The organism is Clostridium sp. LBM24168, from assembly GCF_052953915.1.
This window is the reverse complement of record NZ_CP196861.1, coordinates 917,099-932,267: the sequence shown is the minus strand read 5'-3', so window position 1 is coordinate 932,267 and position 15,169 is coordinate 917,099. Positions and strand designations below refer to the sequence as shown.

The 15,169-nt window shown below is 36.0% G+C and carries 16 protein-coding genes and 1 riboswitch; of the genes, 2 read left to right on the top strand and 14 right to left on the bottom strand.

What is annotated here, in order from left to right; genetic code table 11:
* Positions 1 to 75: 75 nt before the first annotated feature.
* Both rlmH and ACSVC9_RS04495 read right to left on the bottom strand, forming a co-directional pair.
* On the bottom strand, positions 76 to 555 hold the full coding sequence (rlmH, locus tag ACSVC9_RS04500) for a 23S rRNA (pseudouridine(1915)-N(3))-methyltransferase RlmH (RefSeq protein ID WP_446899164.1): 480 nt from the start codon (positions 553 to 555) through the stop codon (positions 76 to 78).
* Positions 556 to 592: 37 nt separating this feature from the next.
* On the bottom strand, positions 593 to 1,468 hold the full coding sequence (locus ACSVC9_RS04495; protein ID WP_446899163.1) for an aldo/keto reductase: 876 nt from the start codon (positions 1,466 to 1,468) through the stop codon (positions 593 to 595).
* 280 nt (positions 1,469 to 1,748) lie between these two features.
* On the opposite strand from ACSVC9_RS04495, the gene ACSVC9_RS04490 reads away from it, so the two are divergent.
* Entirely contained in the window at positions 1,749 to 3,443 is a 1,695-nt protein-coding gene (locus tag ACSVC9_RS04490) for a M3 family oligoendopeptidase (RefSeq protein WP_446899162.1), read from the top strand.
* A 26-nt stretch (positions 3,444 to 3,469) separates the two neighbouring features.
* On the opposite strand, the gene ACSVC9_RS04485 is transcribed toward ACSVC9_RS04490, so the two are convergent.
* The 12 genes from ACSVC9_RS04485 to ACSVC9_RS04430 form a co-directional block, all read right to left on the bottom strand.
* Complete coding sequence (locus ACSVC9_RS04485) at positions 3,470 to 4,867, bottom strand: HAMP domain-containing sensor histidine kinase (RefSeq protein ID WP_446899161.1); 1,398 nt, start codon at positions 4,865 to 4,867, stop codon at positions 3,470 to 3,472.
* Positions 4,858 to 5,517 carry a response regulator transcription factor gene (locus ACSVC9_RS04480; protein WP_446899160.1) on the bottom strand — a complete coding sequence of 220 codons (660 nt, stop codon included), beginning with the start codon at positions 5,515 to 5,517 and terminating at the stop codon, positions 4,858 to 4,860. The genes ACSVC9_RS04485 and ACSVC9_RS04480 overlap by 10 nt, the downstream gene beginning before the upstream one ends.
* Before the next feature lie 17 nt (positions 5,518 to 5,534).
* A complete protein-coding gene (locus tag ACSVC9_RS04475; RefSeq protein ID WP_446899159.1) occupies positions 5,535 to 6,290 on the bottom strand; it encodes a lantibiotic immunity ABC transporter MutG family permease subunit in 756 nt (251 codons plus the stop codon).
* Positions 6,291 to 7,040 carry a lantibiotic immunity ABC transporter MutE/EpiE family permease subunit gene (locus ACSVC9_RS04470; RefSeq protein WP_446899158.1) on the bottom strand — a complete coding sequence of 250 codons (750 nt, stop codon included), beginning with the start codon at positions 7,038 to 7,040 and terminating at the stop codon, positions 6,291 to 6,293. It lies immediately after the preceding gene.
* A gap of 1 nt (position 7,041) precedes the next feature.
* On the bottom strand, positions 7,042 to 7,749 hold the full coding sequence (locus ACSVC9_RS04465; protein ID WP_446899157.1) for a lantibiotic protection ABC transporter ATP-binding protein: 708 nt from the start codon (positions 7,747 to 7,749) through the stop codon (positions 7,042 to 7,044).
* 58 nt (positions 7,750 to 7,807) lie between these two features.
* Complete coding sequence (locus ACSVC9_RS04460; RefSeq protein WP_446899156.1) at positions 7,808 to 8,611, bottom strand: hypothetical protein; 804 nt, start codon at positions 8,609 to 8,611, stop codon at positions 7,808 to 7,810.
* Entirely contained in the window at positions 8,608 to 8,961 is a 354-nt protein-coding gene (locus tag ACSVC9_RS04455; protein ID WP_446899155.1) for a hypothetical protein, read from the bottom strand. The genes ACSVC9_RS04460 and ACSVC9_RS04455 overlap by 4 nt, the downstream gene beginning before the upstream one ends.
* Positions 8,958 to 9,305, bottom strand: a complete 348-nt coding sequence (locus ACSVC9_RS04450; protein WP_446899154.1) for a hypothetical protein — start codon at positions 9,303 to 9,305, stop codon at positions 8,958 to 8,960. Before ACSVC9_RS04450 ends, ACSVC9_RS04455 begins: the two co-directional genes overlap by 4 nt.
* On the bottom strand, positions 9,286 to 10,200 hold the full coding sequence (locus ACSVC9_RS04445; RefSeq protein ID WP_446899153.1) for an ABC transporter ATP-binding protein: 915 nt from the start codon (positions 10,198 to 10,200) through the stop codon (positions 9,286 to 9,288). The genes ACSVC9_RS04450 and ACSVC9_RS04445 overlap by 20 nt, the downstream gene beginning before the upstream one ends.
* A 171-nt stretch (positions 10,201 to 10,371) precedes the next feature.
* Positions 10,372 to 11,727, bottom strand: coding sequence for a sensor histidine kinase (locus ACSVC9_RS04440; protein ID WP_446899152.1), 1,356 nt, complete (start codon positions 11,725 to 11,727; stop codon positions 10,372 to 10,374).
* The gene (locus ACSVC9_RS04435) at positions 11,718 to 12,443 is read right to left on the bottom strand and encodes a LytR/AlgR family response regulator transcription factor (RefSeq protein ID WP_446899151.1); all 726 of its coding nucleotides are present in this window, start codon (positions 12,441 to 12,443) and stop codon (positions 11,718 to 11,720) included. The genes ACSVC9_RS04440 and ACSVC9_RS04435 overlap by 10 nt, the downstream gene beginning before the upstream one ends.
* 666 nt (positions 12,444 to 13,109) lie before the next feature.
* A riboswitch (TPP riboswitch) is annotated at positions 13,110 to 13,209 on the bottom strand.
* Positions 13,210 to 13,244: 35 nt separating this feature from the next.
* Positions 13,245 to 13,805: a TetR/AcrR family transcriptional regulator gene (locus tag ACSVC9_RS04430; protein WP_446899150.1), complete on the bottom strand. Its 561-nt coding sequence runs from the start codon at positions 13,803 to 13,805 to the stop codon at positions 13,245 to 13,247.
* Positions 13,806 to 13,964: 159 nt separating this feature from the next.
* Here ACSVC9_RS04430 and ACSVC9_RS04425 point away from each other — a divergent pair, with 159 nt between their 5' ends.
* Positions 13,965 to 15,077 (top strand): alpha/beta fold hydrolase, encoded by a 1,113-nt coding sequence (locus tag ACSVC9_RS04425; protein ID WP_446899149.1) that lies wholly within the window; start codon positions 13,965 to 13,967, stop codon positions 15,075 to 15,077.
* The last annotated feature ends 92 nt before the right edge of the window (positions 15,078 to 15,169 follow it).

The window sequence follows — 15,169 nt, the reverse complement described above, 5'->3', positions numbered from 1 at the left end:
AATTTTTATTAAGCATTATCTTTAGTATAGCTTCTTAATTTCGCTCATATCAACCCATTACACAAAAAAGCTACGTCATTTGTGGTAAGGTTCACCTCTCTGTATTTTAAACAATCTGTAAATTTGTTCCAAAAGCATTACTCTAAACAATTGATGTGGGAAAGTCATCTTGGAAAAGCATAATTTATAATCAGTTTTATTTAAAATTTCCCTGGAAATACCAATAGAACCTCCAATTATAAAAATTATACTGCTCCTTCCTGTTAAAGTCAGCTGTTTGAACTTATGGGCAAACTCTAAAGATGACATCATGGTCCCTTTTAGATCAAGAGCTATTACATAACTACTTCCATTTAAATATTTTAATATCCTTTTGCCTTCTTTTTCTCTTATTATGTTCTCTTCTTTTTCTGAAGCTTTCTCTGGAGTTTTTTCATCCATAACTTCAATTATATTCAGTTTACAGTACCTTGAAAGCCTTTTTGAATACTCTTCAACTGCGTCTTTTAAATATTTCTCCTTCAGTTTACCCACAGAAATTATTGTAATATTCATATTCTCTCCATACATATTTTTAATAGTTAAATAAAATTTACAATATATCAAGGCTCATTTTTCTATCTGGCTTTGGAAATATTTTATCAAGTCTAGCCAGATCACTTTTTGACAGCATAATAGAACCTGCTTTTGCATTTTCTATTACATGTTCTTCACAAGAAGCCTTTGGAATTGCAACTACATCCTTTGTTCTTATAGACCATGCCAGAAGTATCTGTAAGGGATTTGCACTATATTTGATTGCTATTTCATTCACAGTTTTATCTTCTAATAATCGTCTCCTCAATCTTCCACCCTTGGCTATTGGACAATATGCCATAATAGGCATATTATGCTTTCTCTGCCACGGCAATAAATCAAATTCAATACCACGTGAACCTAGATGATACAATACCTGATTTGCCATACAATTTTTACCATTTTTATAACTTACTATTTCTTCCATGTCCTGTGTATCAAGGTTTGATACACCCCACCTTAAAATTTTTCCTTGTCTTTTGAGACTTTCCATACACTCTATAGTTTCTTCAAAGGATATGCTTCCTCTCCAATGGAGCAGATACAAATCCAGATAATCCGTATCAAGTCTGCTTAGGCTATTTTCACATGAAGTAAATATATTTTTAAATCCTGCATTATGGGGACATACTTTTGACACCAAGAATACTTTATCCCTAATTCCACTTATGGCTTTACCTACCAATCTTTCAGATCCACCATTACCATACATCTCTGCGGCATCTATAAGTGTCATGCCAAGTTCTATTCCAAGTTTTAGAGTCTTTATCTCACGTACCTCACTTGAAGTATTTTCTCCCAAATACCAAGTTCCTTGACCTAATGCAGCTACCAAGGTTCCATCAGGTAATTTTACTTTTCTTTTCTCATTTTCACTTCTTACTTTTTCCATATCGCTTTCACTTATCAAGTTTAAAATATCACCTCTTTCTTACAAAGCCAAAAAATTTAATTTGAATTTATTATTAAATAATATCATTACTTTTTCAAAATAAATAAAATTAATTTTAAGTAGTTACAAAAATAATAATAGCAATGAGACAAAAATAAATCAATATACTCTTTATCATAAATTTCTATTCCTTATGGATGCACATACCTATTTTGAAAATCCATTTTCTATATTATAATTATAATATTAGTAAGACCAAATTTCACTGGAGGTTTAATAGATGAAATTCAATAATTTTAAATATGAAAGACCTAATTATGAAAAAGTTAAAAAATCAGTTAATACCCTGGTAAATGAGTTAAATACTTCTCAAAGCTTTCAAAAACAATTGGATTGTATAAACAACATAAATCACATTAGAAATTACCTACAGACCATGGGAACTCTTGCTGAAATAAGGCACAGTATAAATACAGAGGATAAGTACTATGATAAAGAACAAATCTACTGGGATAAATACTCACCATTATACGATGAACTTGATTTTACCTTCTATAAAGAGCTGGTTCATTCAAAATTTAGAAAAGAATTGGAAGAAAAATTCGGCAAACAATTTTTCACTTTAGCGGAATTTTCCCTGAAAGCTTTTTCACCTAAAATAATAAAAGATCTGCAGCTTGAAAACACACTGTCTTCACAGTACACAAAACTGTTGGCTTCTGCAAGGATTCCCTTTATGGGCGAGACCAGAAATCTTTCCGGGTTGACACCTTTCATGCAGAGCAGAGACAGAGATGTGAGGAAAAATGCTTCAAATGCCAAATACAAATTTTTTGCCGATCATGAAGGTGAAATTGACAAAATATACGATGATCTGGTAAAGGTCAGAGATAGCATTGCCAAAAAACTAGGGTTCAAAAATTTTGTGGAGCTAGGTTATATAAGAATGAAAAGAAGTGACTATAACCCAAAGATGGTGGCCAATTTTAGAAAACAGGTGGGAAAATACCTTGTACCTGCAGCTTCAAAGCTATATGAAAAGCAGAGAGAAAGACTTGGCCTTGACAAGCTTACTTATTATGATGAAAGTTTTGAATTTATCACAGGGAATGCCAAACCTAAAGGAAGTTCGGAATGTATAGTTGAAAATGCCCGTAAAATGTACTCTGAATTATCCGAGGAAACCGGTGAATTTTTCAATTTCATGCTGGAAGAAGATCTTTTGGATCTTGTAACTAAAGAAGGTAAGGCTGGCGGCGGATACTGTACCTATATACCAGATTACAAGGCACCCTTTATATTTTCAAATTTCAATGGCACTTCAGGAGACGTAGATGTTTTAACCCATGAGGCAGGGCATGCCTTTCAGACTTATATGTCACGATGGATTGATATTCCCGAATGTATTTTCCCAACTTATGAGAGCTGCGAAATACACTCCATGAGTATGGAGTTTTTTACCTGGCCCTGGATGAAACTGTTCTTTAAAGAAGATGCGGATAAGTACAGATTTGCCCACCTTGAAAGTGCTGTAAAGTTTATTCCCTATGGTGTTACGGTAGACGAATTCCAGCACTATGTGTACGAGAACCCGGAGGCATCCCCCGAAGACAGAAAAAAAGCCTGGAGGAGTATAGAAAAGAAATATCTTCCCCATAAAAATTATACCGGATGTGATTTTCTTGAAAGAGGCGGCTGGTGGTTCCAGCAGTCCCACATATTCAATGTGCCTTTTTACTATATAGATTACACCCTTGCACAGATATGTGCTCTTCAATTCTGGAAGAAAGCCATGGACAACAGAAAGTACGCCTGGAATGATTATATAAATATATGCAAAGTTGGAGGTACAAAGTCCTTTTTGGAACTGGTAAAACTGGCTAATCTCAGATCTCCTTTTGAAAATGGATGTATAGATTCAATCATGAGCTCTATAAATGGCTGGTTCAATTTAATAGATGACAAAAAACTGTGATTTTAAAATTTCACCAGAGTAAAATTTTACTCTGGTGTTTCTTCATTATCAATGACATCAAGTGGTATTTCAAGTATTACAAGAGCTCCCCCTGTAATCTCAGAATTCAGCAATTTTATACAGCCACCATGAAGTTTTATAAAGGACTTTACAATAAAAAGGCCCATGCCATAATGGGTTCTTGAAGTTCTGCCGCTGTCACCCCTGTAAAATTGTTCCACGGCCAGCTGAAGTTCCTCTTTGGAAAATCCTCTTCCACTGTCTTCAACTGCGAATTTTATTCTATTATCATTTTCCTCCAACTTGAAATTAATTTTCCCACCTTCAGGGGAATATTCAACCGCATTTGATATAACATTTATAAGAGCCCTGTACAACAACTCTTCATCTCCATAAAAGAATTCCGGTACATTTCCCTCCTTGCTGCCCACAAACTGAATATTTTTTCTCTCCGAAATAACCTTTCCCTGGGCTTCTAACTTTCTGAAAAATGTTTTCATATTTATTTTGACTGGATTAAAATCAATACTGCTTTCCGATTTTATCATATTTATAAGCAGTTCCAGATAACGCTCAATTTCACCGGCACTTTTAAGGATATGTTGATTATACTTCATAACATCGGAATCACTGCAGCTCTCTTTCATAAGTTCTGCATTTCCCCTTATAATGGTAAGTGGTGTCTTTATGTCATGGGCCAGTGAAGAAATTTGATTTTTCCTTGTGCTTTCCATATTCCACTGTTTTTCCAGTGAATCCTTCAATGCCCTTTTCATCTCATCTAAAGAGTTTATAACTCTATCAATTTCATGGATTCTTGAATGCCGGGGACTAAAATCAAGATTCCGCTGTTTTATCCTTTCTGTAATTTTCATCAATATATCCATCTCTTTTGAAAAATATCTTCCAAATCTTGCAGAAAGTAAAAGTACCTCCATTATAAAAATTAAGAATGCAAGAATATATAATAGATTTTCGATATTAGGAAAATATTTCCTGAGAAATAGATTTGTAAACTGCGCTCTCAGCGGATACCTGACAATACAGATTTCATTACTTCTGTAAAAAAACTTGTAATAGCGATTTCTCCCTGAAGTCACTTTATTGTTTTTAAAATCCCTCCATACCTCCTGAAATTCTCTGACTTTAAAATTCCCATAGAGAATTTTACCCTGCCTGCTGTAAACACCATACTGACAGCCTTCAGGCACCAGAGCTTCGGTTACTTTTTCCACCCTTGCAATCTCATTCCCATTTTGCTGGATTTTCTTTTCAAAATAATTGGCAGGAAACACAATCTTTGCTTTAAGCATAAAATCAAATCCAAAGAAGATAAATAGAAAAAGTATAAAAGTGCTGAAAATAAAATATATAATATATTTCAAAAATAAACTTCTAAAACTCTTACTGTTCTTTAAATCCATTTGTAGCCAATCCCCCAGACTGTCTTTATTGGATTGCAATTCACCTTGTCAAATTTTGACCTTATATTTTTTACATGCTCCACTATGGCAGAGCTGTCGCTTTCCCTGTCAAATCCAAATACGGACTCATATATCTTTTCTCTGGAAAACACCTGGCCGTGGTTTAGTGCTAAAAATTCACTGATTTCATATTCTCCCTTTGTCAAAGGAACCAGTTTGTCTTTGACATATACTTCTTTTGCAGACATTTTAAATTTAACACTTCCCAGGGCAAAACTGTTGCTCTTTTCCCTGAGATCCCGTCTGAGATGGGCCGCCACACGGGATCTCAGCTCCCCAATTCCAAAGGGTTTTGTGATATAATCATCTCCACCCAGTCCAAGCCCTTTTATAATGTCACTTTCAGAAGTCTTTGCCGTCAAAAATATAATAGGACAATCCACCAGATCCCGGATTTTCCTGCAGAGTGTAAACCCGTCCATATCCGGCATCATTATATCCAGAAGTATCAGATCATAATCTCTACATCTTTCCACCGTAAAATCTGAAAAATTGCTGACAGCAGTAACTTCATGCCCTTCTCTGGAAAGCGCAGTTTTTATAATTTCAAGAATCCCCTCTTCATCGTCAATTGCCAGTATCTTAGCCATTTTATCACCTCATCTGCTCAATCTCCGCTTCTTCCCTCAAAAGAGTAAAAGAAAACCACACTTATTATAATTATAACAGTTGTCATTACAGTACAGGTACAAATTCCACTTTTAAAATCCCCCATAATATAAGCCCTGTTTGTAGTATTTGCATTTAAGGCAATATAATAATCGGAAAATCTCACCCCAAAGGCACAGGGAATCCACTTCCATATCTTATCTCCAAGACCCGTGAGCATTAGAGCCGAAATCAAACTCTCACCGATTCCAAGACCTATGGACGCCCCGCTGCCGAATTTCAGACTGCAGAGTACATGGAGAAAGTATAAAAATATCATGCTCGAAAAAAGCAGTAAAACAATTTTCCCATAAATTGCTGCAGTAATTAGATTGTCACCATTTAAAAACTTCATTCCAGCTGTAAAAAGACCTGATGCAATGAACAAGGAAAATAATTCCAGCAAAAAGAGCATTACTATTTTGCTTAAAAATCCAGCCGTTCTGCACTCTGCCGTCAAAAGCTGCTGAAAATTCCCCGCATCTTCCTCCTGCTCAAGTGCATTACTAGTCACTATTCCAATTATGAGGGGAAATCCTATGGACAATACTTCGAAATATCCGGATATCTTTGGAACTTCTTTTACAGTAGAAAATGAATAGTAGGCAACAAATGCCGCTGCTATAAAAATCGGTACAAGAATATGAATCCATAAAAGAGAGCTCCTCTTTATTTTCTGGAAATCTGCCCTGACAAGCCTAAAGAACTGAACCATCTATCTTGCCTCCTGTCTTTCATACCACTTTGAAGTTACAAATACAAGTACTAAAAGCAAAACCAGTGTAATTGCAATTCCAGGCAGGATGACACCTTTTGAAAGAAGCTCCGGCCTGAAGGTCTGATTTCCCGGTGCAGCCGGCAGGCCATTTGGAAGAACTTTTAAAATGGGACACATGAGTCTTGCGGGAATGGCATAGGGTACCATCCAGAACAAACCCTTCACTGCACACAATATCCCGAGCACCATATAAGCTGTCATATTTATAATAATTGTAGGAAAGATTCCCATTTTGCTTCCAAGAAAAAGGCAAAGGGGGATCTGCCACAAAAAGGTGAGTACGAGCACTGAAATTCCTTCAAACTGGTTTAAAAGAGGCAATTTGAAAATACCTACGCCCAGGAGGTTCCCGATTACTACAGCACCGGCCAGAATAACAGCTGAAGCTTCCACCACAATAAGCATGCACAAAAGTATCTTGGACATCCACACTTTTTTAAGATCCACCGGCAGTGACATCACCGCCATATTTTTCATTTTACCGTCCTGTCCTGCCACAAGGGTACACACTACGGATATCATTCCCGGAAGTATCATTACATACCACCAGTTATAGACATTCTGATGGAAATAGGCTCTAGAGAGAAAAAGTACCGCTACTATGGTAAAAGCAGGTGCCAGGAAAACAAGTTTTTTTGAAAAACTATGTCTTGCCTTCAAAGCCTCGGACTTAAAATATGCTGCCATGCTATTCGCCCTCCCTTCTGTATTTTCCTGCAACTTCCACAAAAAGTTTTTCCAGATCCTCTCCTGCTTTCATGTCTCCCTGATATCCCAAAACTCCACCTGAAATAATTCCTATTTCCTGGGCCACCTGTTCTACTTCACTCAATATATGACTTGACAGTATAACTGTTATGCCCTGCTTTGGAAATGATCTTATAAGTTCTCTCAACTGCTGTATTCCAAAAGGATCAAGTCCATTAGTGGGCTCGTCCAAAATTAAAAGCCTGGGTTTGTTTATAAGGGCCAGAGCTATACCAAGGCGCTGCTTCATACCCATTGAAAACTGATGTGCCCTCTTTTTCCCTGTATTTTTAAGATCAACTATGTCCAGCACTCCATCAATTCTGCTTTCCGCCAAACCCAAAACAGTAGTTCTCACCTTGAGATTTTCCCTTGCAGTAAGGTTTCCATAAAGAGGCGGGGATTCAATAAGGGCTCCTATATCCTTCAAATTGTCCCTGCTCCAGGGCTTGTTTTCGAATAAGATCTTCCCGCTTGTGGGGCGAAGCATACCTGTCAGCATTTTCAGTGTGGTGGATTTCCCAGCCCCATTGGGTCCCAGAAGTCCATAGATGGAATTTTTCTTTATCTTGAGGGATATGTTCTTCACCGCATATTCTCCTTTGAAGGCTTTACAGAGATCTTTAGTCTTTAAAATCAAATCATCCATTTCAATCATCCTTTCCTGTACAAAGATGATAGCAGACAATTATAAGGATTCTATAAGGTCAGCAGTTAAATTCTTTCATTTTAAAAATTTTTCTGCCTGCAAGATAAGCTGCTCCAAAGTAAACTGCGGAAGTTGCATCTGCCATGAGCAGGGAAATCAAAGATACATTATCCGCTCTCAACTTCTCCATAAGTCCCAGCACACCTATGGGTGAAAAACTGCTTGTAATCGTAAGCCTGTCCGAAACAGTCAGAAATATGGAAAGTACAATGCCGATTGTTATGCTCACATTCTTATTTCTTATAAACATGGACATAAGTCCTATTATAAGGCCGAAAGAAGCCACAGGCACAGCTGCCGACAGATAGATTAACATAATCCTGAAAAAACCGTAAAAGCTCACTGCAAATACCAGGGAGCTTATAGCAAAACCAAGCAGGAAAGTCACTGCCACTACTGAAAATGAATAAAAGATCACAGCCAGTACTTTGGCTTTAAAAAGCTGTCCTTTTTCCCCGGATAATCTTATAAAATATTTCATATTTCCGCTGAAGAAATCTTCACCGAAAATTTCCACCGAAACCACCACCATAAAAAATACAAAATAGGGTACCACTGTTCTGAACACAAATTCCGTGCTGAACAGCTTCAAAAATACAATACTATTCATATTCAATATCTCCATTCTAAGCTGTGTACTGTATCTTCTCGTTTTAGGCACCCCGTTTATTATATTCAGTTTATCAAGGTGCATCATGTAACATATGGCTCCAATCATAAACAGCACAAATATCAGCAGTATGCAGGTCTTTTTGGAATACAAAATCTTTACAATCTCGTTTTTCAGAAATTTCCAGGTCAACATAAAATCTCCTTTCTTACAAAAAGCCTTATATCAATGAGGGCGAAAAAAATTGAATATGCCAGAAACAGCACAATATCGAAGCTGTGATAACTATTATTTAAAACCCACCCCCACAGAAATCTCCTGGGAGTTATATCCCCCATGACCTTTGGAATAAAATCCGACATTATAAGAAGCAGAAACACCAGTACACATATTATTCCGCTGTTTTTAAACAGTATGCAGATCATGACATATATGAGAAGCACAGGTACCAGGGCTGCAGTAAATAAAGCTACTTCCTTCAAAAGCTCCGCTTTCCAGCCATAAACCTGCCCGCCATTTCTGCACAAATAAATGATTGTCAAAACTCCAAAACAAGAAGGAGCATGGTTTCCGTTATAAAAACAAGTGCTGCCGCCTTTGCTGCAAACACCTCTTCTCTGTTCTTGTAGATCATAAAAAATTTCATGCAGCCGCTTCTGTAGTCCCGGGTAAATATATCTGAAACTACAGATGCCAGAATTATAGGTATGGCAAAGATCTGAGTTTCCATGTTGGATTTCAAAAAATTGCGGTAAATCATACCCTTTGCAGAATTATCTCCAAATACGATATTATCAACAAATATAAATAGAAGTATTGTTCCTCCATAGATAAATATTCTGGAAGGAACAAAGAACTTTACAAGCTCATTTTTTATCATTCTCACAGTATCCAACCTCCTCCATAAAATATTCTTCAAGAGAAGTGCTTTTTTTGACAATGTCGTCTATCTCCACATTTTTTTCTGCCATAACTTTATTTATCAGTTTGAAATCCCCCCTGTTTATTTCTATGGAAATTCCACCTTCAATATCATGCATTTTCAGGCAATAGTCCTTTAACACCTTTTTCAATTTTTCTGCTTCACCTGTAAATATGCTGTACCTTTCCACGTCAGTGTTTAAAAGTTCATCCACAGATCCTTCTGTCAGAATTGAGCCTTTATTTATGACTGCCACCCTGCTGCACAGGTTCTGCACTTCATTTAAAATATGAGAACAGTATATAAAAGTAACCTTCTCGTCTTCTGAAAGCTTTTTTATCAGATTTCTCATATCCCTCACACCTTCCGGGTCCAGACCATTGGTGGGTTCATCCAATATCACAATTTCAGGATTGGATAGAAATGCCCTGGCTACCGCAAGCCTCTGCCTCATCCCCATGGAATAATTTGAAACCTTTCTGTCCTTGTATTCCTGAAGATGTACCATATTTAAGACTTCCATTATCCTATCCTCTTTTATATCCAGTACATTGGCATACAATTTCAAATTTCTGAAGGCGGACAGATTGTTGTAAAAGCTTGGATAATCTATCATTGCACCTATATCCCCCGGGTTTTTATATTTATCTTTGACAATATCTCTTCCCTCAATATAAATTTTACCGCTGGAGGGCCTTACAAGCCCCAGTATGCTTTTTATAGTGGTGGTTTTTCCAGCACCATTGGGACCTATAAATCCGTATATATCGCCTTTAAATACTTTCATGCTGATATTTTTAAGTACCTGTTTGTTTTTATAGCATTTGTTCAAATTTCTAACTTCCAAAATAGGCTCCATGCTTTTCCCTCCTGATTTAAAAAATAAAGCCGGAAACTTTCAAGATATCAATAACCTTGAGCTACCGGTTTAAATATTAACAGATATCATATTCAATTTTATCTATATTTCCAAATCAGCCGCTGTGGATTCATAAAAACATACTGATTATTACGGCAATGAATAAAAATTTTACATTGGTGAAGTTGTGTCCTTAATCCATAATTCCTGAATAAATTCACTGTCTTCAGCACTTGTATTCATAAAAACATTGTTGTATTTTTTCTCTATTATGTTCTTTGCCGTGTAAAGCCCCAGGCCTCTGTCCTCTCCTTTAGTAGAAAAACCTTTCTCCCATATTTTATGGATCACAGGCCTTTCACCTTTGAAATTGTTTTTAAAAACCAAAACCACATAAGACCCTCTGTTGAAAGCACAAAAATACATCCGGGGCGTGTCACATTTCCCTGCGCCTTCAAGGGCATTGTCCATAAGTATTCCAGCTATCCTGCACAAATCCATTATATTCATGTCAGCCCTGGATATGTCCTCCACTATCTCTACTTTCACCTCTATATTTTTTGAAAGTGCCTCTATGAGTTTGGCGGATATAAGGGCCTTCAAAGCTGAAATCCTGATATACCTAAGTTTGTCTATATTCGTACTGCTCCAATTTATATGGTCATCCATATGCATAACATTTTCATAAAAAAATTTCTTAATTCCTTTTGTATCTCCACTGTCTATATACCCTTTAAGGGGCAGGAGCATATTTTTATAGTCGTGCTTGAACTTTCTCGTCTGTCCGTACATTTCTTCCACTACAGAGGCATATTCCTCCAGACGATGCCTTTCTTCAGCTTCCCTTTTTAATTCCAGCTGTATGCCTATGCTCTTTTCATAGTTGTATATTATGAACAGTATGAGCACAATTGAAAAGAGAGGTATCACAATGGGTATATACCAGTCTATTACAAAGGAAAAGCCGCCGTAACTTCTGGAATTCACATAGGGGTATATGAGCCTTATACTCACCATTATGGGTATGCTCAGAGCAAATATCAATCTGAGCCTTGTTCTCCAGAGTGAATCTTTCGTGCATCTGTTTCTGCCCTTAAAAACAGTATTCTTGAGTAGGGATATTAAAAACACACCTGCAAGTACTACTGCATACACCATTGCATAATTTATTATATAGGAACTGCTTTTCCAGTAAAAATAAGCCCCGTTAAGGGCTTTGAGCATGACTTCTATAAAGTATATGGAAAATATAGCCATGAGCACTTTCAAAGTATCCATCATATTTTTACTGTTTTTAAATTCAGCTATTGTCACAGCAATAAACAATGGAAACACTATGACATAGGAGCCTGTTTGAAGTACCATTCCTATCAGGTAAGAAGTTAAAAAATATTTTTCAGCTTTGTGAAAGTCGGTTTTGTATCCGGACAGGATCCATATTGAAATGCAGCACAATATACTGACAGGTATGGGAGGAAGCACAAGCTCCGTGAAAAGTTTACTTAAGGGGAATTCTTTTATAAGCACCCTTTAAGCCCCCTTTTGTATCTGAAGGAAACATAGCATTTTTCCCCATTTGTCATGGTTATCCTGTTTGACTTCATGTCCACTTCAGCAATCTTATCCCTGTTGACAATATAGGATTTATGGCACCTGTAAAAATTGGAAGTAAGCTTTTTTTGTATATCCTTCAGACTTCCGTAAAATTCAATCTGTCTATTTTCTTCATGAACTCTTATCCTGTGTGCTGCAGTACTGGTTTCTATAAAAAGGATATCTCCTAGTTTTATATTGATGATTCTACAGTCTTCATTTATAGAAATATACTTGCCATTTGAACTCTCCCTATAGTAATTCCTATAAGCTTTAAGCAGGCAGTCTTTCACTCTGTCTGTAAAATTCTCCTCGTCTTTTGCCACATAATCCATGGCCTCCACCTTGTATTTAAACACCATATAGCTCATTTCCGTATGAACTGTAGTAAAAATTATAAATCCCCGTGGATCAAAATCCCTTATCTTCTCACCCAATTTTATGCCGTTCATACTGCACTTCAAATCCACATCCAGAAAATAAATACCTGTAATATCCCGCCTTTTTATATATTCAATTACTTCCATGGGATTTTCGGTACACAGGGATATTTTTAAATCGATATTCTCTTTTAATATAATATCTTCAACAGCCTTTTTAAATTTTTCCCTATAGACCGCATTGTCCTCACAAATCAAAACCTCAAGCATGATTTCACATCCTGTTGACTTAGTATTTATTTATATTTTACTACAACACTAGGTAAATTCAAAAGATACTTGACACATATCGGTATTTCCATTAAATTAATCTTATATTTATGACTACTTTTTTCAAAAATTATCTCACTTACATTTTATTATAAATTTATATATATGTACTGTCATATAATATTATCAGTACATCCTGCAATCCCCCGCAAACTTCTTTAGTGAAGCTCCTTATAGAATATAACTCCAGCTCAAATTTATTATTCTTATGTTCCGAGTCTATTACAATACTTTTAGCATTTTTATAAAACACGGCTTTATTATAAGACAATAATCTACTTGATTTGCCTTCTATACTTATACCTATACTCTTTTTTTAAAGCACTGTAAATATTGTTCCAGCTTTTTGACTACATCTTCATTTTCCAAGAAATTTGTCATTTATCCTCTCTCCTTTTTTACATATAATCAAGTGATTCTAAGGCTCTTGAAAAGGCTCCCTCTCATAAGCAAATTATTACGGGCCCTAAGAAAATCATCTTATTCAGGCGCACAGCAGCACTTATCTCCCAATTTAAGAAACTAGGAGTATTAGCAATGGCAGCATTCAGATAAAAATAAAAAAGTACCTATTAGGAAACAATAGGCACTTTATAACTAACTATTTAAAATAATTAATTTGCTCCCTACGCCAGTATTAACTTAAACAGGTTCAAAGAGTCAGGTTTCAGCCTTCTCAACCAAAATGGTTCCTCCGCAAACACATATATTTAATTTTATATTCCATTTTTTGTAATAACCTTAAAGGGACATTTGTGTGAAAAAATAATACTGCAATCTATTTAGAAGATTGATAGCCTTCTTATCTATACCATTTTCCAGTATCCAGGTCATAAGCACAAAAACATTCGCCACATAAAGATTAGCCAATAGATCTAGTGAAACATCTGTAGATTTCTTATGCTGTTGTAAATATAAACGACACTGTGAAAAAAGAATCTTTTCAATTTCTTCTCGCAGATCCCCCCTGGGTACATGAACTTTCAGCAGTGTTTTTATCTCTTCCTTACGATGTGAAAATATTTGGGAAACATCGCCTATAATTTTCTCTACACCGCCGCTCTCCGTTTGTAAAAAACGCAGTTTTGCTTTCTTCTTCACAATATCAACATAGTACTGCACAACTTTTTCCAAAAGATCATATTTGTCTACATAGTGGCTGTAAAAAGTAGAACGGCTTGTTAATGAAGCCTCACATATGTTTTTAATTGTAATACTGTCAAAATCTTTTTTCCCCAGTAATTTGATAAAAGCTGCTTGGATATTTTGTTTTGTTTTAAAAATACGCACATCTTCCGCCAATCAATCTCACACCTCTTGTTCGATTTAATACATTTTTATATTTTTCATTCGATTACGGACATATTATATCATTTTAACAATTGTTTGTCCTTTAAAATAACAATATACTCTAGTTGATGGCCCATAGGTCAAATCAATCAATTAAACGGAGGTATTCTTATGTTCAAAAAATATACAGGCAATGAACAATTTGATCTGCAGATAACTCGTTTTACTTATGATTATGAAAATGATCCCGGGGTAAGGGAGGATTTAAAACAAATAGTGCCCAAATTAAAAGATTTTGACAGCTGGTATGAAAACTGGTCATATCTTGCTGTGAAACGTGAAAATGAAGGCTCTTACGGCATAGCCTCAAATTATTACAAGGCAGCTGAATTTTACCTGCAGCCCGAAGATCCCAACAAACAGAAAATGTATGAAGGATACCGCAGAAACTTTTACAAATACTATAATGATTTTGATTTCAAAAGCTACAAGGTTCCCTATAAAAACTCCTTTCTTCCAGCTGTAGAGCTGTCCAACCCAAACGCACATAAAACACTGATTATTTTTGGAGGCTATGATTCCTATATGGAAGAAATCATCAAAGAAGCTATATTTTTAAAAAATACAGACTATAACATAATTGTTTTTGACGGTCCAGGCCAGGGTACAGCTTTAAAAAACGGGCTTAAGTTTATTCCAAACTGGGAAAAACCAGTTTCGACAGTAATTGATTATTTCAATTTGAAACGTGTCAGTGCAATGGGCATATCCTGGGGAGGTTATTTTGTCATGCGTGCAGCAGCTTTTGAAAAGCGCATAGACAAAGTAATAGCATTTGATATCTTCTATTCCGGACTAGATCCATTTATGAATCGAATGCCCAAAGAAATAGGAAATAAACTCATTAAATTGTTTGAAGCCGGTAAATCCGCTGAATTCAATAATTTCATAAACAAGATGATGCAGGGCAATATTGATCTGACATGGAAAATAAATAGAGGTTACGAAATCACCGGCGAAACTACACCTTTTGATCTATGCAGAAATTTCAAACATCACAGCATGAAAGGCATAGGGCAATTTATCAACCAGGACGTTCTCCTACTGGCCGGTGAAGATGATCAGTATGTGCCAATTTCAAGACTCCCTCAAATTCAGCAGGAACTCTGCAATTCAGGCTCCATTACAACAAAGGTCTTTACCAGAGAAACCGGCGGAGAACAGCATTGTCAGGCTGACAAGATTACCCTTGCCTTTGATGAGATCAAAAAATTTCTGAGTTGAGAAAATCTATTTGCAAGGATAAAATTGTATATTTTAATATCTGTACACACAATTATGTAACAAGTAGAAAGCAGCATCCAATTTATAGGATT